Genomic DNA, 16,869 nt, shown 5'->3' with positions numbered 1-16,869 from the left:
ATGAATAAATTTAAAAATTTGATATTGCTACTACTAGCAATGACTGCACTTGCTAGTTGCTCTGAAGTTGAAAAGAAACTGAATACTTCACAAAGTATCAACCACACTTGCCCAATTGTTGAAAAGAAAAATAATATTCTATTAGATAATGAAAAAAATGAACAAGAAGTAACCAAGCTCATTAGTTCAAAATCTAGTAACTCTAGTTATCGTAATCAAATATTAAACTTTACTCTATCGCAACTTTACTTCGCACCACATGCGACGACATTAAACTCTCATACCCTACTCATTGCAAAGGTTGCAGGAAAAGAGTTTTTTATCAATAGCATTCCACAGAAGCAAAATGACTTTGCCTTCATGAATGCTGTTTCTCAAATGGCCAAGTTTTATAAAAAACCATTATCGATTAGATCAAGACTTGGACTAATTGAGAGAAACTTGAGTGAATATGTCTATGCCTCAAAATCACTAGAGCAATATATTAAGGATAATCAGGCAGAACTTTTCAAAAACAAAGACCTTAAGAGATTATATTTTCGCGGGGCCCAAGGAGTTCGAGAAAACGAGCTATTTGCAAGACTTAGCTACTTAAAAAGACTTAACAAATTAACAAAGTATGCAAAAGATCATAATAGTATCAGTAGTTACAATTCCAATTATCTCTTTAGAAGAGGAAATTATAGCTGCTCATTTGACTCTAAATTACACGACTCAAAAATGGCGATTCTAAAAAGACCTAAGAAGTCATACTATAATACATTCTCTCATTACAAAGATAAGAATAACTACGTTATTGGTGTGACAAGCTCCCTTCCTGAAATTGGTAGTTCGATTGGTGATGTTCTTTTATCTAATTTTGAAAATGATAATTACACTGCCCTATGTATCAGTGAGTACTACCAAGGAAGAAGGTACCTTCTTTTAATGAATGGTATTACTTATAATGCTCAAGTCTTAACTGAGCTTATTAATAACTTCCCACAGGTTGCAAATGCTCAAGACTATATGAATACAAAAAGGTCACTTGTCCTTCAAAATCCTAAAAGAACAATCTCGGAAATCTATGGAGTGACACAAAATGAGCAAGGCACTGCTCAATACTATACACCAGCACTTGGAAACCTTACGATACTTGAGCTTAATAATGGATTAAGTACTTACAAAGATCCTAGAAATGGTCAACTTACGTGCAAGTAACACTAATCGGTAAGGCCTCACAAAAGTCTTGGACATTATCAGTTGATGAAACTGACATGAACTTAACAATTCTTGAGTTCTTAAGAAGCAAAGAAATACCGGTGGCCTCAAGTTGTGACGGAGAGGAAATCTGTAGGCTTTGTATTATTAATGATGACTTATTAGCTTGTGGCCTACTAGTCAAAGATATCATTCAAAAGTATAATTCAATTATTACTATTTCATATTTATAAACTTTAAAAAGGGAAAAACTATGCGTTATTTATCATTTGATATTGAAGCAACTGGATTAGAAGAAAAAGACTTAATCATCGAGTTTGCAATGGTTCCCTTTTGTGCAAAAACAAAAACAATAAATAAAGAACTCAAAAAACACTTCTATATAAAGTGCCCTAGCTTTGAAGAGCTCAAGCCTAACTTAAATCAATGGGTCATTGATCACAATAAAGAATTGATCGAAAAAGCTCATGCAGAAGGCCTTTCCCTTGAAAGCTTCAAACAAGAACTTATTAACTACTTTGAGTCTGAAGAAGTTAAAGAGTACTTTGGAAATAAGAAAATTACATTATTTGGTAAGTCCATGAGTGCAATAGACCTTCCATTCATGACTCGAGATCTTGGTTGGGATTTTATGAGAAAATACTTCGAACACCGTCAACTCGATCTCTCATGTATTGCTTACGGCCTAATTGATATGGAATTAATTCCTGCTGAATGCGAATCGGGTTCTAAGCTTATGAAATTTTTAAATATGGGAGATGTTGCCCATACAGCACTCGAAGATGCAGTTAACACAGCACTTATGTACTTTAAGTTATTAGATCTAGTGCTTGTGAAAAAACTCTAATGGGTCAAAGGCCTTAGAGTCGTGTCTAATTTCGAAATGTAAGTGGTCACCTGTTGATTTCCCAGTATTACCTACTGCTGCAATCACCTGGCCACGAGCAACTTTTTGACCTTTTCTTGTGTAATTTTTATGGTTATGGGCATAGATCGTAAAAAAACCACCAACATGTGAAACAACAGTAATATTCCCGTAACCAGACTTTCGTCCACTGAAGACAACAACACCTGCATCTGCTGAAACAATATAGGTTCCCTTGCGGGCGGCAATATCAATGCCCTCATGAGGTCTTCCCCAGCGATGTCCATAGCCAGATGTGACACGATTAGATGAAGGTACCGGCCAAAGAAAACGAGAGCTCTTGCGAAGTTTTTGATAATTTATTGAAGAGATTGTTCTACCTTCAACTCGATTATAAAGAATTCCATTCTTATACGGTAGAAAGATTGTATCACCCTTCTTAAATGCGGCACCCTTATTGAACTCTTCAATTTGCCATTGTGGAATATTAAAAATATCTGCCAGTTTCTCAGCATTATAATTATCCGTTAGCTTAATATAGCGGCCATTTTTAAGGGTCGTACAACTAAGTATCGTCAGTAATGTCGCAAGAAATAGCAATGACTTCTTCATTTGTCCTCATTCGTTTAAATCGCAAATGAGGACAAATTCAATCAACTAATTAAAGTCATTTGGAAATTTTTGCCGCCCATTCATGGAATACATCGGACGAAAAATTCAAAAGGTTTAGGAAAGAAAACGAAATATTTCCGTTCATGATGGCGTGGTGATCTGAAGTCGTGTCAGGATCAATCTCTAAAGGCGATCCACCAATCCAAAAATACTGGCGCCCCATTTGATCTACCCTTTCATACACTTCCTCACTGTATCTTCTCATTTGAGGAGTTGTCCAAACGATTTCACCGACCTCATTGGCCGACACATTTGGTACATTAATATTTAACAGCGAGCACTCTGGCATCTCTAAAAGAGTATCGGACTTATCTTTTACTAGGTTTCTAACGATCTCAGCGGCCGTTTGAAAGTGTCTAACCTCATCACTTGATCTCATTACTGTTGAAACAGCAATGGCCCTAATTCCTTGAAATACGGCCTGCCTTGCAGCACCAACAGTTCCAGAATAATAGATATCTTGTCCTAGGTTAGCACCATGGTTAATTCCTGAAATAACAAGGTCTGGCCTAAAATCTAAAACAGAATTAATTCCAATTAAAACGCTATCTGCAGGGTAACCATTACAACTAAATGTATAGTCATTTATTTTTTCGACTCTAATTGGATCGTGAAGTGTAAGGGCCTGAGATGTTGCTGAACGCTCTTTATCTGGAGCAACAATAGCAACATTGGCAATATCTTTTAGGCTTTCGTAAAGACACTGAATTCCTTCAGCAGAGTATCCATCATCGTTTGAGAGTAAAATATTCATAGATTATTTATTCATCAAAAGCTATTAAATAGCAAGGGCCTTTATCGTAGCACCAAAGTATTCTGATAGCTTAGGGACATCGATATTACGGTAACATCGTTCAACTTGTGACGAGATCTCATACTTAAGATAGTCAGGATCAAGTTGCTCAATAATTCCAATTAAAAGATTTGAGTTCCAATTTAACTTAACACCTAACTCAAACTTCTCATTCTTAGAGGCCATTACTTTTGTATAGAAATTCACGATAAAGGCATTAAGCTGGCCTTGATCTGACATACGATGAATATCTTCATATGAGAAAACAACACTTTGGCATAAGTGAGATTGAATCTTTTCATAAACTTGGGAATCTGCAATATCAAAAATAATAGAAAATGGCCTACCTGCCCTCTCTAATTCTTCTTTAGTGTGCAGTCCACTTTGGCCATAGTTTACTCTAATATTAGGATGTATTTTTGAGACTTGTTCAATGACTGAATCAATAACGATAGGAGAATCGTTTTCAAAATGAAGCTCAACAATATCTTCAAGCTTAAGTAGAGACTCTCTTAAAAGCTCTTCAACGACATAACCTTGGATGAAGTTAAAACTTCTTGGCCTAAAGTCAAAACCATAGGCTCCCTTTGCCATTTCATTGGCAAATTTAAATCCTCTTTTGTCGTATATACCTTCAAGTACAAATCTCATCTTAATAATTCTACATGAAAAACTTATTCATTGCTTGAAAGAGGATATTATTGCATGAAGTCCCTACAGATTCTGGATGAAACTGCATTGTTAGAAAATGATTAGGCCTATATGCCATTAATAATTCATGATTTTTATCAAAAACCAGCTGAGTTTCACTTTCCCATTTACAAGACTTATACTCTCCACTACTAACCTGCAATGTTAAAGAGTTGTATCGCTGAAGCTTGGCCCTCATGAGAACTTCCCTATCAACTTCACTAAAGCAATCAAATAAGATTGAGTCCACTCCTAACTCCATCTCGACTGCTTGTCCATGCATCGGTTTAGAACTTCTCACAACTTTTAACTCATCAAACAAATGAAGAATTATTTGATGCCCAAGGCATATGCCGACAAGACGTCTTGCTTTTTCAAGCTCAGCTTTAAAATCAATCTCAGCATCACTAAATAGTTTTAAATACTCATCAGGATGGCCTGGGCCTGGGCCAAGAACAACTAGATTATTTTTTAGAGAATGAGTGATATTTGAAAGCGAAAGCTTACGAAAATTAATAACTTCGATATCAAAGTCAAAATCATTAAAGTAAGAGAGTATATTATTTGTAAAACTATCTTCAAAGTCGATAAAGACTAGCTTCACAGAGTTACCCCAAAGACAGAGTCAAAATTCTTAGCATTATAGTTAATAAGAATCTTTAACGAAATCGACTGATCGAGATTTAGCTTATTATTAACAAACTCATCTTTTTGCCTATACTCAATATCAAATACCCAACAATTATTTAAAGGATTATATCGAGTACCAAGGTAGGACTCATAAACTCTTTCAAGTTCAAAGTCGTAATAGTAACCTGTTCTAAATGAAAAGATATCATTCAATTCAAAGTCCACATCAATCGTAAAGTAGCGACGATCTTCAGAGAATGAGTCGTAATTAAACCCTAGTTCATACTGAAATCTTCTTAGATCGTGTCTCATACTTAATGAAGTGATATGCTTACTCTCCGTGTGGAAGTAATACTCAGAAAGATTTAATGAAAAGTTATTAAGGTTTAGTCCACTTAAGATTGCAAGTCTTGTTAATCGCTCACTTGTATCTGTCGTAGAATCATCATTATCTTCAAGGATTAAACCTTGTGAAATATTAAAGTATGCAATTTTTGAATATTCATAATTATCAAGTTGATAATTGAAATTCTTAAACATCTGATAATTAGGCTTAGGTGTTTTTTTCAATATATTATTATTAAATACTAATTCAATCGTATTAGACTCTGGTAAGTCAGTACGTGTTGATACATCTTGAAGTGTATTATTTCGACCTCTAATAATATCCCTTTCATCAAAACGTCCATTATCCTCAAGTAGAGCGAATTGGTCACCTAGCTTTTCATTACCACGATACTTTTGAGCATTATAATAAAAGTGATTAAGGCCAAACTTAAGACTATGCTTATAAGAAGAACGATATAATTTTCTAACATCTAACTCTTCACTTTCTGAGCGAGGGATTTTAGCGATTAAGTTTCTCTCTGTATCTTCAATAAGAACTGGTTTAACAATCTCTTCTTGGATATAAGCTCGGCCATAAACTTTCTCAATATCCACCCACATTGATGTATTAACGTAATTTCCGTATTTGTATCCATTCTGTTTTTCAGTATTTTCAGTTGGCAGAACATAGTATTGAGCATCAAGGCCTGATTCCATTTTTATATTAATGTGTGAGATAGGCCTAAGGACAAACTCTAAAGATGGATTATAATCAAAGCGCTGAATATTTCTATAATATAAGTTTTCATTCACAACATCTTGTTTGAAATAGTCAAACTTCAAATTTTGATAAAAGTTAATTTTAGAAAGAATGCCTTTCGAATTGAAGATATTAAATGGCCTATGACCAACACCAAGCCTTGCAGTATTTTGAACATAATCAGTATCAAAGCCTTCAGGATCACTAAAGATACTATTGCTCATAAAGCTTGAGTATAAGTTTGCAATAACAGAATCACCCATATAGTCAGTAGAAAGACGTGAACCCTTCTCACTTCCCATATAAATATTTTTTTCAAAATACTCTTCATAGTCACTTTGAATATCAAGATCTGTTAGGTATGTTGAGTTGGCCCAGAAAGATAACTTATTATTTGGATGGTAGAAGTAATTAAGCTTATAAGCGCCTCTGATCTCATCCTCTCCACTAGGCTCAAGGTCTAGCTTTCCAGGTTGCCATATTTTATCATTTACAGTTTTTCCATCAAACTCAATATTAGAATATTTTCCAAGAGTATTTCGATACTCAACAGCTAATCCATTTCCACGCTTTCCAAAGACAGTAGGAGAAAAAGTAGCATCACTATTATCATTGATGGCCCAAAAGATTGGTTGCTTGAAATAAAAGCCTTCATCAAAGTCAAGGCCGATCGTTGGAAATAAAAGTCCTGACTCTCTGACCTTTCTGATTGGTAGAGAAACATATGGAATATAAACAATGATTACACCATTAATTTTTACAAAAGCATGTTTCAGGCTAATATAGTCATCCGGGACAACTGTTACCTCTTGACCTTGAATACTCCATGACTCAGGACAGTCCTTACAAGTTGTAAACTCAGCTTCAATGGCCTTAAAAACACCACTATCATGGCGAACAATTTCCTTACCTCTTAAAACAAAGTTTTCATCAACTAGTTTGGCATTTTTAACAGAGAACTCTGCCTTTTGTAGAGAGTATGAAATTTGTGTTCCATAGAGATTGAACTTAGGGCCGGCATAACGAACATTCCCCCAGATCTTTCCAATTTTTGTCGCTAGAGAGATACTGGCCTTTTCACCGTAGATCGTATCATTTCCAAGTTTGATAATAACATTACCATGTGCCTCATATGAGTTATCACTACTTTTACGATAAGCTTTATCTGAAAGAATTTGGACTTCATCATTTTCACCAAAGGCCAAAACCTTTGGAGTATCTGCATAGGTATTAGTTTGAATACTTAGAACGAAGATACTTTTGCATACAAGCGATAAAGTAATAAGAGCCCACAACAAGTATTTTGTTGGAACCAGATCTAAGTGATTCGATATTTGATTGTTTTTTTGCGTCAATTTCCTCATTAGTACTTAATATTGTATCGAGAAAATTGTGCAATTCATACACTTTTGTGCCTGTCTTTAAGTTTTGTTGAAGTGTTTCTTTACTAAGGGCCCTTTCGTGCTCATAGCTCAAAATATTAATGGACTTAATAACACAAGGATAAGTTTCGTATAGCTTCAAAGTTGATTTTATCTGAGCTTCTCTTCCTGAAGAAAAACTCATGAGAACATCATATGTCTCTTGTCCTTGGCAATCTGAAATACTTTTTAATAACTCTTTATGTCCTAGTTGATTATGAGCTCCAACAAAAACAAAGTCTCTGCCATCAACACTCATACGATCCCAGCGACCAGGAGTAAGTGGCCATTGAATAGTAGAGATAATTTCTTCATCAAGCTTTTGCCCTGTCGACTCCTGATAAAGAGCTATTGCCATTTGTCTATTCTTCTCAAAATAAGGTAAGTCCTTATTTTGTGTGACAGAATTTAAAGCAATATCATCACGTCCACACCATTGAGATAGAGTATCTTTTAGGAAAGTTTGCTCTACATTTTCAAACAACTTTCCACCCATGCGTGTAATACCATATTTCTCAAATAAAATTTCTTTTAAAGTACTACCTAAGATCTCTGTATGATCTAGGCCGATAGAGGTTATCGCAGCAATGGGCCTTGTAAAAATATTTGTTGCATCAAAGCGGCCACCGAGGCCAACTTCGAGAATGACAAAATCAGTTTTATGCTTAAGAGCAAATTTTATAAAGAGAACAAATAAGGCCTCGTAAAAAGAGAGTTTAAGATCTCTAATAACTTCTTCGTGCTCATTAAGTAATTCAGTTAAATCTTCTATTGAAATATTACTTTCATTTAATTTAAATCGTTCAGTGATTGAAAGAACATGAGGAGAAGTCCACAAACAGCTCGTAAAACCAGCTCTTTGATAAAGGTGGCTTAAGCCATGGCAAGTCTCACCCTTGCCATTTGTCCCACCAACTATAATAACCTTAGATCGCGACTCAATGACACGTCTATCATGAATAAGAAAGTCTCTGATGTGATCAAGCTTTGGTCTAAAACTCTCCTTACCACATAGTTGTGTTAGACGTGCTAAAAACGCGCCTTCTAGTTTTTGACAATTGGAAGTATCTGTATTTTTCACGGCAAGAGATATCTCACGAAAAGAAATTTTTGACTATAAAAATCTCTTAAAACTTATAGGCCTTACTTTCCGAGGCCAGAATATTAATTCGGCCATCTCCATTAATAGCATCAATTTCTTTCGTTAGCTGATCTAAGTAATTTGGCTTTAGATGCCCCAAGTAAATAGGAATATCCTTAGGCATCTTTTTTATTTCAAGGCCCATTGTCTCAGCAGTATGATGACGACTATCTGTCGCTAGTTGAAGGTATGAATTAGGAAAGCTCACTTCCGAAAAGATCGCTTTAATATTATTAATTGTCTTGGCCTTTTCCCAGATCGCATCTGTTGGACCAGTATCCTGTGTAAAGATAATTGCACTGTCACCTTTTTCAATAATAAAACCAAGTGATCCAGCAAAGTGATTTACTTTGACTGCATGGACAGTATATTCTCCAACCTTCTTTGTTTCTCCACTTTCAATATTTGAAAACTTTAAAGTAGGATCACTTTCGGTTGGAAGTTTTGTAAAGTCCGGCCAAATCTCATCATTAAGTAGGTGCATTTGAATATTTGATTGTACCTCTTTCGAAGTCCAAATATAGAAAGGATTATCTTTTAAACCAAAACAATTATCGGCCAGAAAGGCCAAGTCAGAAATATGATCTAGGTGAGAATGTGAAATAAGAATATTATCTATCTCTGTTTGTTCTTTTACACTTATACCTGTTGCAACAGATCCTGCATCAATTAATAATTTATCATCCACTAAGTACGATGTTGCTCGACACTGTGGAGAGACCCCACCGTGGCCTCCAATGACTTTAACGATCATTCTAACTCCAATTTATTTAATTTTAACTTGGATTAGAAATTTTTACTAGTAATAAGACACTGGAAAAAAAGGATTATTTAGAAGTAAGCTCTTGATAAATATCTTGCGTCTTTCGATTAGTAATTTTTGCCAGTAATTTTGCAAGGTTTTTTGGGGTCTGCTTGCCAAGATAGTTCTGTGCCAACTTCTCAAACTCTTCATTTGAAGCAGTATTGGCCCCTTCTAACTTAGGCCATGAGATAACAAGAACAAACTCTCCTTTTGCATTGACCATCTCTTGTTTAAAGTCCTTGGCATAAAAACGAACACACTCCTCAAACTTCTTTGTTAGTTCACGACAAACACTGACCTGAGCTTCAGGAAATTCTTGCGATAATTGCTCGAGAGTTCCATGAACACGATGAGGAGATTCAAAAAAGAGAGACGTTACATTTGCTTGATAAGCTTGCTGAAACTTTGATGAAATCTCACCTTTCTTTCGTGGTAGGAAGCCATAAAAGCAGAATGGATTTGGCGCCATCCCACTTAACTCAAGGGCTACAGTAACAGCACTTGGCCCTGCAACAGATGTTACTTCTCCACCTTCTTTAATAAGCTCTTTTACTAAAATATGTCCCGGATCAGAGATGATCGGACTACCTGCATCTGAAACAAGAATTGGCATTTGTGCTGACTTAATCAGCCCAAGAAAATAAGGAAGACTATCTTGAGAGTGATCGTTGAATGAAACAACTTTCAAGTCTGAACGCTCAATTTCTAATTTTGATAAGAGAGAGCGAAAAACACGAGTATCTTCAGCAAGAACAAGATCACAACTACAAAATGCCTGACGCATATTCTCAGTTATATCCCCAAGGTTTCCTATTGGTGTTGTTACAAGTGTTAGTCTCAAGCTTAATCCTAATTTTTAATGATTCCCTTTATTTATAACTTACATAAGAAATAACTTCCATCTAAAATCTTAATGCGCCATGCGTTACAATAAATATCAGATGCTGTTATTTTGTAGAAGAAGGAGTTTAAATGACAATGCAAGCAAGAGTACGTACAGATTCAACAGGAAATATCACTGTTCATATCGAAGGTGGAATGGATTATGAAAATATCATCCCTCTTAAGCAGGAGTTAGCGTCAATCACTAACACTCACCCTACTTCATTAATCACTCTTGACCTAACGGCCCTTAACTTTGTTGGCTCGTCTGGAATTGGTGTATTTGTTGATACAATTAAGGCCCTAAACAAAAGACGTGATCAGGTTAGACTTTCCAATGTTGCGCCAGAGTTTTTAAAAGTATTTAAGATCTACAATTTTGATGCAATGGAAATTCTAATTAACGAATTCGAAACTGACGATACAGAACTTTCACAATTCTATGGTCAGAAGAAACGTACTTTTCAGAACTGATAATTTAAAAGATTCACATAAAAATCTTGGCCTGGGCGTTCTTGTTTAAAACCAATTTCGGCCGGGCCTTCTAAAGAAAAGCCATCCTGATTAATTGATCCTTGATAATTGTACCCACCGCCTTGAAAGCGCGAATCCTGATAAGGACTATCGTTTGTATCAGGATAATAGTAATTTTCCTGACTTGGTTGCATACGATTATTCTTTCTATACTCATGACTTCCAACAATATAGCCGCCAAAGATTAAACCAGCATAAAGTCCAAGAGATGCACCAATGGCAACAGAGCGACCAGAAGAACCGAATGCCATTGCGGCAGTTCCAAGTAGTGCCCCACCAACAGTTCCATATCCTGCATTTAAAGCGACAATTTTCACACGAGGATCCATGTCTGCTTTAGCTTGAAAGCTTGTAAAAGTTGTTGAAATAAAAAGAGTAATTAAGAATAATTTTTTAACCATATGAAAATTGTAAAAGAAGGCCTCGTTCGATGCAAGGTAAATGTTGTTCAAACTAGCGACACTGTGCACGATATTTCAAAATAAGAAGAAATAAAGTGAGCACTATTTAACAATCTTTGCTTCTGAGAATGGGACATAAAGCCACTGGATTTCACTTCAAAAACTCTAATTAAGTACTCTCCATTATACTTGTAGATTCCAGCAATATCGACTTGGCCACACCCAAGACGGCGCAACATCGTCGGACAAATTAAAAGAGGAACTGATTCGCGGTGTACAATACGAGACTTCTCAATTTCGAGCGATATCCCCTTAGCAATTTTCTGGTGTGACAAATTCTTTTACCCCTTTAAATGATTTACGATGAATCGGGGTAATACCATATTCTGCGATGGCATTGCGATGAACGGCCGTAGGATATCCAGCATTTTTTTCAAATCCGTAATGAGGATACTTCTTAGCTTCTTTAATCATAATATGATCACGACATACTTTTGCAATGATTGAGGCCAGGCCTATAAGTGACGACTTTGAGTCACCTTTAATGATTGGATGAATATCTTTAATTTTCTTAGAAGAGAATGGAAACTTTCCATCTACTAGAACAACAGACTTTGAATCGCAAAGAAGATTGTGACAACTTTTTTTCATCCCTAGTAAGCTTGCCTGAAAAATATTAAGCTCATCAATTTTCTTGGGCGTAACTTTCTCAACACTGTATTCAAATAGATCATGCTCATTATTTTTCAAAAATTTTTGAATACCTAATTGATCAAGAATACTTTCCATTTTCTTAAGTGTTAATTTCTTAGAGTCTGTTACTCCTAATGAATTAAGAGCTTCAATTAGAGTGTCTAATTTTGTGACCTGTACTTTTATTGCACAAGTAACAACAGGTCCAGCAAGAGGACCTCTACCAACTTCATCAGTTGCTAAGATAAATTCGTGATCTGTAATAAATTGATTTTCAAACATAGCTTAAAAAAGAAGGCCCACTATAAAGCGGGCCTCTTTATGACTTAAATAGTTTTTTAAATTACTTTCTATCGTAGTCAATTGCGATACGTGCAGATTTACCTGAACGATCTCTAAGGTAGTAAAGCTTAGATCTTCTAGATTTACCTCTTTGAACGATCTCAATCTTTTCTACGTTTGGTGAGTGAAATGGGAATACCCTTTCAACACCAATTCCAGAAGAAACTTTTCTAACTCTGAAGTGACCAGATAGTTTACCTTCTTCTTTCATTGCAATAACTACACCTTGGAAAATCTGAATACGAGATTTTTGACCTTCAGTGATTCTTGCGTGAACAGCAACAGTATCCCCAGTTTTAAAAGTTGGGAAAGACTCTACATTTGCGTTCTTGTAATTTTCATTTACAACGTCTACTAAATTCATTACGAACTCCTACAATAACGTTTTGAACTTCTCAGAGGACCAACACAGTGTTGTTCTTAAGCAAATTCTATTTCAAAGTCTCAGAGGCACTATTCAGTCGATCTAAATAGATGGCAACTGCCGAGCGAACAGACAAGTGATTATATCCATCTGCACTTCCACCAAAAATTGGCTCAAGCGCGAAATGTGCCCGTTCGAGTACTTGTGCGTGAAGACCCCATCCTGTACCAAATAACAGGAAGATAGGCTTTTTGTCAAGGCGCGCATTATTGATCAGGTCAGTTTCTACACCGTTATTTGAATCAAAATTCGCTCCAGTAACACAAACTAAAGGCTCAACGCCTTCTATCTCCTTGATTTTATTAATCCCTTCTTCTACTGAAATTACGAGACGTGCAATAGCGAGTGCATCCTGACGATCAGGATTATAAACACCAGCATCATCCTCTTCCCAGTGACCAAGGATTCGATTAACTAACTTATGTTGGGCCTCAAGAGGCGTCACAATAAAGTAATTCTTAATTCCAAATGTACGACAGCTTCTAGCAATATCGTGAATATCAAGATTTGTTACAGAAGTCGTAACAATATCATCTCTCTTATTTTTAATTGGGTGGTGTACTAGGCCCAGATAAATATTATCTTTCATCTTTAGTATATCCTTAATCTTTATTTCTCATATAGGCCTTGTATAAATCAGGCCTATACTTCTTTGTATATTCTAACTTTTTACTGTGATTAAACTCATCAATCAACTTATGATTTCCCTCTAATAAAACGTCAGGGACTCTTTCGTCATTAAACTCGGCCGGTCTCGTATAAACCGGTCCTTCAATAAGCCCATCCTCAAAAGAATCAAGAATCGCACTATCTTCATTACCAAGCGCTTTTGGTAAGAACCTCATCATGGCGTCAACGATAGTCATAACGGCCAACTCTCCACCAGATAGAACATAGTCCCCTAGCGAGATCACTTTTGTTACATATTGAGAGATGAAGCGCTCATCAATCCCCTCATAGCGGCCACAGATAAAAACATATTGCTTATTATTCTGTTGAAAGCCTTTGGCCAATTCTTTTGCTTCTTCATTATCAAAAACATCCCCACGAGGAGAAGTATAAATAATCTCTAACTGAGACTTATCAAGGGACTGAGTCTCTAGAATATGATTAATTCCACGCTCTAACACATCAGCGCGAATCACCATACCTGGGCCTCCACCATATGGAGCACCATCAACGCCTTTAAAACTTTTTGGTGAAAAGTCACCTAGATAAAGCGTATTAAACTCAACTTCATTTCCCAGAAACTTACCAATTACACCACTATCTTTGAAGGCGGCGAAGAACTGTGGAAATAATGTTAAAACCCAAACTTTTTTCATTACATTAGATGTGGAATGTAGCACTCCACACGATTCTCTTCTAAATTAACTAATTTAACAAAATGATCAACAAATGGGATATCCACATGCTTTCCATTCACTTTCGTAACAAGAACAATATGAGCACCATTATCAAAGTACTTCACAACCTTGCCCACAATATCTTCCTTCTCTAGGTCATAGACATCTAAACCCACAATATCGGACATATAAAACTCGTCTTCATCTTCAATGTCTGGAAAAATATCGCGGCTAACATAGATTTCAAAAGGAAGCATCTCTTCAGTAATATTGCGATTATCAACACCACTCAAGTATGCGATGACTTTATTACCAAAAGAAATTGTCTTAATTTCTTTTTCTTCACCATCTTTACTAATTTTACTTCCACTTAGAGGCATGGCCATAAACGTCGAGCCATTTCCAAGAACGCTATTAACCTTATTTTCAAGGTTAAATACAAACGCTCCCTTAATTCCATGGGGCCTAGTTGCTGTACCAAGTAAAACCATATTTTCTAAATTTTTCTTCATGTTGCCTTATACCATGACCTCTTCATTAAATCATCATTATATTTTTCAGGTATTTAACTTGCCATTTTTATTAGCTATCGTTTTAATATTTATATTAGATTATTTATTCATGGAGAGAATTATGAAAAAACTAATGACAGTTGCAGCTTCTCTAGTTGCAATTCCAACAATCGCGGCGACTGCAACAATTGATGCGCCAACAATTTATGGAAAATTAAACAGAGTTGCACTTTACACTGACAACGAAAACTCAAACAGAACTTCTTTTTCAGGTTTTGTTGACGTTGATTCTTCTGAGTCTAGACTTGGAGCAAAAGGAAAATGGGGAGTTGAAGGAATTGAAGGTACTTACGTACTAGAAATGGGTCTTAACTCAACTAAAGGAAATGCTGGTAATGACTACAGAATCAGAATGAGACAAGCAGCAATTGGAGCAAAGACATCATTTGGTACATTCAAAATGGGTCAAACATATACTCCACTTGACTATGTAATGCTTAAGTCTGATCCACTAAGCTCAACTGTAGCCTCAATGGCAGGTTCTGACACAAGTGCAAGAATTGACGGTGCTGCATCTGGTGGACTAGGTTTCAGATACCGTGCAAGAACAGATATGTTCTCATATGAAACACCAAGCATGGGTGGACTTACAATTGCTCTTTCAACTGATCGTGGAAATGGTAACGACAACGACCCTACAGCTAACTACGGTGACACTCACTACTCAGGTCTTGTTAGATACCAAAGAAAAATGGATAAGGTTGATCTAGACCTTTACGCTGGTTATGACCAATGGGCAAGTGCTGCAACTGAAGACAGTAACTACACTCTTGCAGGTGTAAACCTTGGAATGGGTAGCTTCAAAATCAACCTTGGTTACAGTATCGAAAATAATGATACAACTGCAGCTGATAACGAAATCGATCGTATCCTTGCTGGTATCACTTATATGCTAAACAAAAATGTTTTCACAGTGACATACCAAAACCGTGACGAGAAAGATCTTAATAATGACTACACTCAAATTGCAGCTCACTACAGATATATGTTTAATAAGAATATTGACTTCAATATTACTTACCTAACATATGAAGTTGATGCTGGTGCAACTCAAAATGATGCATCAATGGCAGCAGCTGGTGTTCAGCTAAAATTCTAATTTTTCAAACTAGCTAAATACTTTAAGGCCCACTAAAAAGTGGGCCTTTCTTTTTCAAAAAATATCACTATAATAGCCAAATGAAATCTGATCAAATTAATTCAATTGCCATCATGCGAACTTCGGCCCTTGGGGACATTATTTGGACTCTGCCAATGCTCAATCGCATTCGTAAAGCTTACCCAAATGCTAAGATCTATTATATTACAAGCAATACCTTTGCTCCTCTAATAGAAGGTATTGAGGGTATTGAGCTTATAAAAATAGATAAGCCAAAGAAGCTAAAGGATTACTTCAAATTAAAAAGAGTATTTGCTCCTTATAATTTTGATGTACTTCTTTGCACACAGGCAAACTTAAGAATTAACTTTATCTATCCTTTTATAAAAGCAAAAAGAAAGATTGGCTTTGACTTAAAAAGAGGACGTGATCTCCAAAAGATCTTCACCTCTGAAACAATTCCTTTCAAAAAAGAACACTCTGTTAACGCTTTTCTTGGTTTCAGTGATTACTTAGGTATCGATTCAAAGGAAATTGAGTTTAACCTTCCTTATACCAAAGAAGAGGTTGCACAACTTCCTTCAAGTAACTTTATCGTTATCCATCCGAAGGCATCTTCACTACAAAGAACATGGCCAACAAAAAGCTATATCGAGCTAACAAATCAAATTGAAGAGAAATTAAAGCTTCCTGTCGTACTGACAGGTATTCCAAGCGATAAGGATATTTGTGACTCCATTGAAAAAGAATCAAAAGCTAACATAATTAATCTTTGCGGAAAAACATCTTTAAATGGTTTAAAGAATGTATTTCTAAAATCAAAGCTAGTTATCGCACCGGACTCAGGTCCCGCCCATATGGCGGCAGCTCTAAGTAGGCCAGTAATAGGTCTCTATACGGCCGTTCCTCCAGAGTACACTGGACCATTCGGACAGATAGATAATTGTGTTAATGCTTATCCTAGAGCTCTAGAGAAGTACTTCCATAAGTCTCCAAATGAAGTTCCATGGCGTTTTCGAGTAAAAGAAGATGATATGATGAACTTAATAAGTGTAGAAGAAGTATTCGAAAAAATTACTTCTATCCTATAACTCATACAGAATATAAAGAAATGATTAATCCTTTTAGCAAGGATCAGTAATGTCGTATGAAATTTAATCTTAAAAAAAGGCAAAAAAAAAGCCAGATCATTGACCTGGCTTTTTATATAGAAGGTGCATCTTCCTAGTCTCACACCAAGTTACCCTGGCACTACCTTCGGCGCAAGCGGGC

21 protein-coding genes are annotated in these 16,869 nt (G+C 36.0%); 6 read left to right on the top strand and 15 right to left on the bottom strand.

All coding sequences use genetic code 11. The features are described from left to right. The 3 genes from ABMA78_RS11755 to ABMA78_RS11745 are packed head-to-tail and all read left to right on the top strand — an operon-like array spanning position 1 to position 2,047. Positions 1 to 1,200, top strand: a complete 1,200-nt coding sequence (locus ABMA78_RS11755) for a hypothetical protein (RefSeq protein ID WP_392860265.1) — start codon at positions 1 to 3, stop codon at positions 1,198 to 1,200. Beyond that, complete coding sequence (locus ABMA78_RS11750) at positions 1,191 to 1,433, top strand: hypothetical protein (RefSeq protein WP_392860263.1); 243 nt, start codon at positions 1,191 to 1,193, stop codon at positions 1,431 to 1,433. The genes ABMA78_RS11755 and ABMA78_RS11750 overlap by 10 nt, the downstream gene beginning before the upstream one ends. 20 nt (positions 1,434 to 1,453) lie before the next feature. Continuing rightward, complete coding sequence (locus tag ABMA78_RS11745) at positions 1,454 to 2,047, top strand: exonuclease domain-containing protein (RefSeq protein ID WP_392860262.1); 594 nt, start codon at positions 1,454 to 1,456, stop codon at positions 2,045 to 2,047. Here the strand turns inward: ABMA78_RS11745 and ABMA78_RS11740 are convergent. The 8 genes from ABMA78_RS11740 to rsmI form a co-directional block, all read right to left on the bottom strand. Continuing rightward, positions 2,024 to 2,677, bottom strand: a complete 654-nt coding sequence (locus tag ABMA78_RS11740; RefSeq protein WP_392860261.1) for a M23 family metallopeptidase — start codon at positions 2,675 to 2,677, stop codon at positions 2,024 to 2,026. The genes ABMA78_RS11745 and ABMA78_RS11740 overlap by 24 nt on opposite strands. Before the next feature lie 55 nt (positions 2,678 to 2,732). After that, positions 2,733 to 3,491, bottom strand: a complete 759-nt coding sequence (gene surE / locus ABMA78_RS11735) for a 5'/3'-nucleotidase SurE (protein WP_392860260.1) — start codon at positions 3,489 to 3,491, stop codon at positions 2,733 to 2,735. Positions 3,492 to 3,515: 24 nt separating this feature from the next. Next, positions 3,516 to 4,181 (bottom strand): hypothetical protein, encoded by a 666-nt coding sequence (locus ABMA78_RS11730; RefSeq protein ID WP_392860259.1) that lies wholly within the window; start codon positions 4,179 to 4,181, stop codon positions 3,516 to 3,518. Positions 4,182 to 4,191: 10 nt separating this feature from the next. Beyond that, positions 4,192 to 4,824 carry an aminodeoxychorismate/anthranilate synthase component II gene (locus tag ABMA78_RS11725; RefSeq protein ID WP_392860257.1) on the bottom strand — a complete coding sequence of 211 codons (633 nt, stop codon included), beginning with the start codon at positions 4,822 to 4,824 and terminating at the stop codon, positions 4,192 to 4,194. Next, positions 4,821 to 7,232, bottom strand: a complete 2,412-nt coding sequence (locus tag ABMA78_RS11720) for an LPS-assembly protein LptD (protein ID WP_392860256.1) — start codon at positions 7,230 to 7,232, stop codon at positions 4,821 to 4,823. Before ABMA78_RS11720 ends, ABMA78_RS11725 begins: the two co-directional genes overlap by 4 nt. After that, positions 7,168 to 8,439, bottom strand: coding sequence for a hypothetical protein (locus ABMA78_RS11715; RefSeq protein WP_392860254.1), 1,272 nt, complete (start codon positions 8,437 to 8,439; stop codon positions 7,168 to 7,170). The genes ABMA78_RS11720 and ABMA78_RS11715 overlap by 65 nt, the downstream gene beginning before the upstream one ends. A gap of 46 nt (positions 8,440 to 8,485) precedes the next feature. Then, positions 8,486 to 9,253 carry an MBL fold metallo-hydrolase gene (locus ABMA78_RS11710; RefSeq protein WP_392860252.1) on the bottom strand — a complete coding sequence of 256 codons (768 nt, stop codon included), beginning with the start codon at positions 9,251 to 9,253 and terminating at the stop codon, positions 8,486 to 8,488. A 73-nt stretch (positions 9,254 to 9,326) separates the two neighbouring features. Beyond that, positions 9,327 to 10,145, bottom strand: a complete 819-nt coding sequence (gene rsmI / locus ABMA78_RS11705; RefSeq protein ID WP_392860250.1) for a 16S rRNA (cytidine(1402)-2'-O)-methyltransferase — start codon at positions 10,143 to 10,145, stop codon at positions 9,327 to 9,329. A gap of 131 nt (positions 10,146 to 10,276) precedes the next feature. Between rsmI and ABMA78_RS11700 the strand changes: the two genes are divergently transcribed. Next, complete coding sequence (locus ABMA78_RS11700; RefSeq protein WP_392860249.1) at positions 10,277 to 10,660, top strand: STAS domain-containing protein; 384 nt, start codon at positions 10,277 to 10,279, stop codon at positions 10,658 to 10,660. On the opposite strand, the gene ABMA78_RS11695 is transcribed toward ABMA78_RS11700, so the two are convergent. The 7 genes from ABMA78_RS11695 to rimM all read right to left on the bottom strand — a co-directional run bounded on the left by ABMA78_RS11695 (position 10,651) and on the right by rimM (position 14,438). Further along, positions 10,651 to 11,121, bottom strand: coding sequence for a hypothetical protein (locus tag ABMA78_RS11695; RefSeq protein ID WP_392860247.1), 471 nt, complete (start codon positions 11,119 to 11,121; stop codon positions 10,651 to 10,653). The two genes, ABMA78_RS11700 and ABMA78_RS11695, sit on opposite strands and share 10 nt — an antisense overlap. 47 nt (positions 11,122 to 11,168) lie before the next feature. Continuing rightward, a complete protein-coding gene (locus ABMA78_RS11690; RefSeq protein ID WP_392860245.1) occupies positions 11,169 to 11,456 on the bottom strand; it encodes a hypothetical protein in 288 nt (95 codons plus the stop codon). Then, positions 11,434 to 12,096: a ribonuclease HII gene (locus tag ABMA78_RS11685; protein WP_392860244.1), complete on the bottom strand. Its 663-nt coding sequence runs from the start codon at positions 12,094 to 12,096 to the stop codon at positions 11,434 to 11,436. The genes ABMA78_RS11690 and ABMA78_RS11685 overlap by 23 nt, the downstream gene beginning before the upstream one ends. A 61-nt stretch (positions 12,097 to 12,157) precedes the next feature. Next, positions 12,158 to 12,520 carry a 50S ribosomal protein L19 gene (gene rplS / locus ABMA78_RS11680; RefSeq protein WP_392860242.1) on the bottom strand — a complete coding sequence of 121 codons (363 nt, stop codon included), beginning with the start codon at positions 12,518 to 12,520 and terminating at the stop codon, positions 12,158 to 12,160. A gap of 67 nt (positions 12,521 to 12,587) precedes the next feature. Next, complete coding sequence (locus ABMA78_RS11675) at positions 12,588 to 13,169, bottom strand: RNA methyltransferase (protein WP_392860240.1); 582 nt, start codon at positions 13,167 to 13,169, stop codon at positions 12,588 to 12,590. 13 nt (positions 13,170 to 13,182) lie between these two features. Beyond that, complete coding sequence (gene trmD / locus ABMA78_RS11670; protein WP_392860239.1) at positions 13,183 to 13,905, bottom strand: tRNA (guanosine(37)-N1)-methyltransferase TrmD; 723 nt, start codon at positions 13,903 to 13,905, stop codon at positions 13,183 to 13,185. Continuing rightward, positions 13,905 to 14,438 (bottom strand): ribosome maturation factor RimM, encoded by a 534-nt coding sequence (gene rimM / locus ABMA78_RS11665; RefSeq protein ID WP_392860237.1) that lies wholly within the window; start codon positions 14,436 to 14,438, stop codon positions 13,905 to 13,907. Before rimM ends, trmD begins: the two co-directional genes overlap by 1 nt. 121 nt (positions 14,439 to 14,559) lie before the next feature. Here rimM and ABMA78_RS11660 point away from each other — a divergent pair, with 121 nt between their 5' ends. Together ABMA78_RS11660 and ABMA78_RS11655 are read left to right on the top strand one after the other, a co-directional pair. Further along, positions 14,560 to 15,597, top strand: coding sequence for a porin (locus ABMA78_RS11660; RefSeq protein ID WP_392860235.1), 1,038 nt, complete (start codon positions 14,560 to 14,562; stop codon positions 15,595 to 15,597). Between the two features lie 80 nt (positions 15,598 to 15,677). Beyond that, a complete protein-coding gene (locus tag ABMA78_RS11655) occupies positions 15,678 to 16,688 on the top strand; it encodes a glycosyltransferase family 9 protein (RefSeq protein ID WP_392860234.1) in 1,011 nt (336 codons plus the stop codon). The last annotated feature ends 181 nt before the right edge of the window (positions 16,689 to 16,869 follow it).

It is taken from the genome of Halobacteriovorax sp. RZ-2 (assembly GCF_043196685.1).
Lineage (GTDB): Bacteria > Bdellovibrionota > Bacteriovoracia > Bacteriovoracales > Bacteriovoracaceae > Halobacteriovorax_A.
This window is presented reverse-complemented; position numbering and strand designations above follow the sequence as displayed.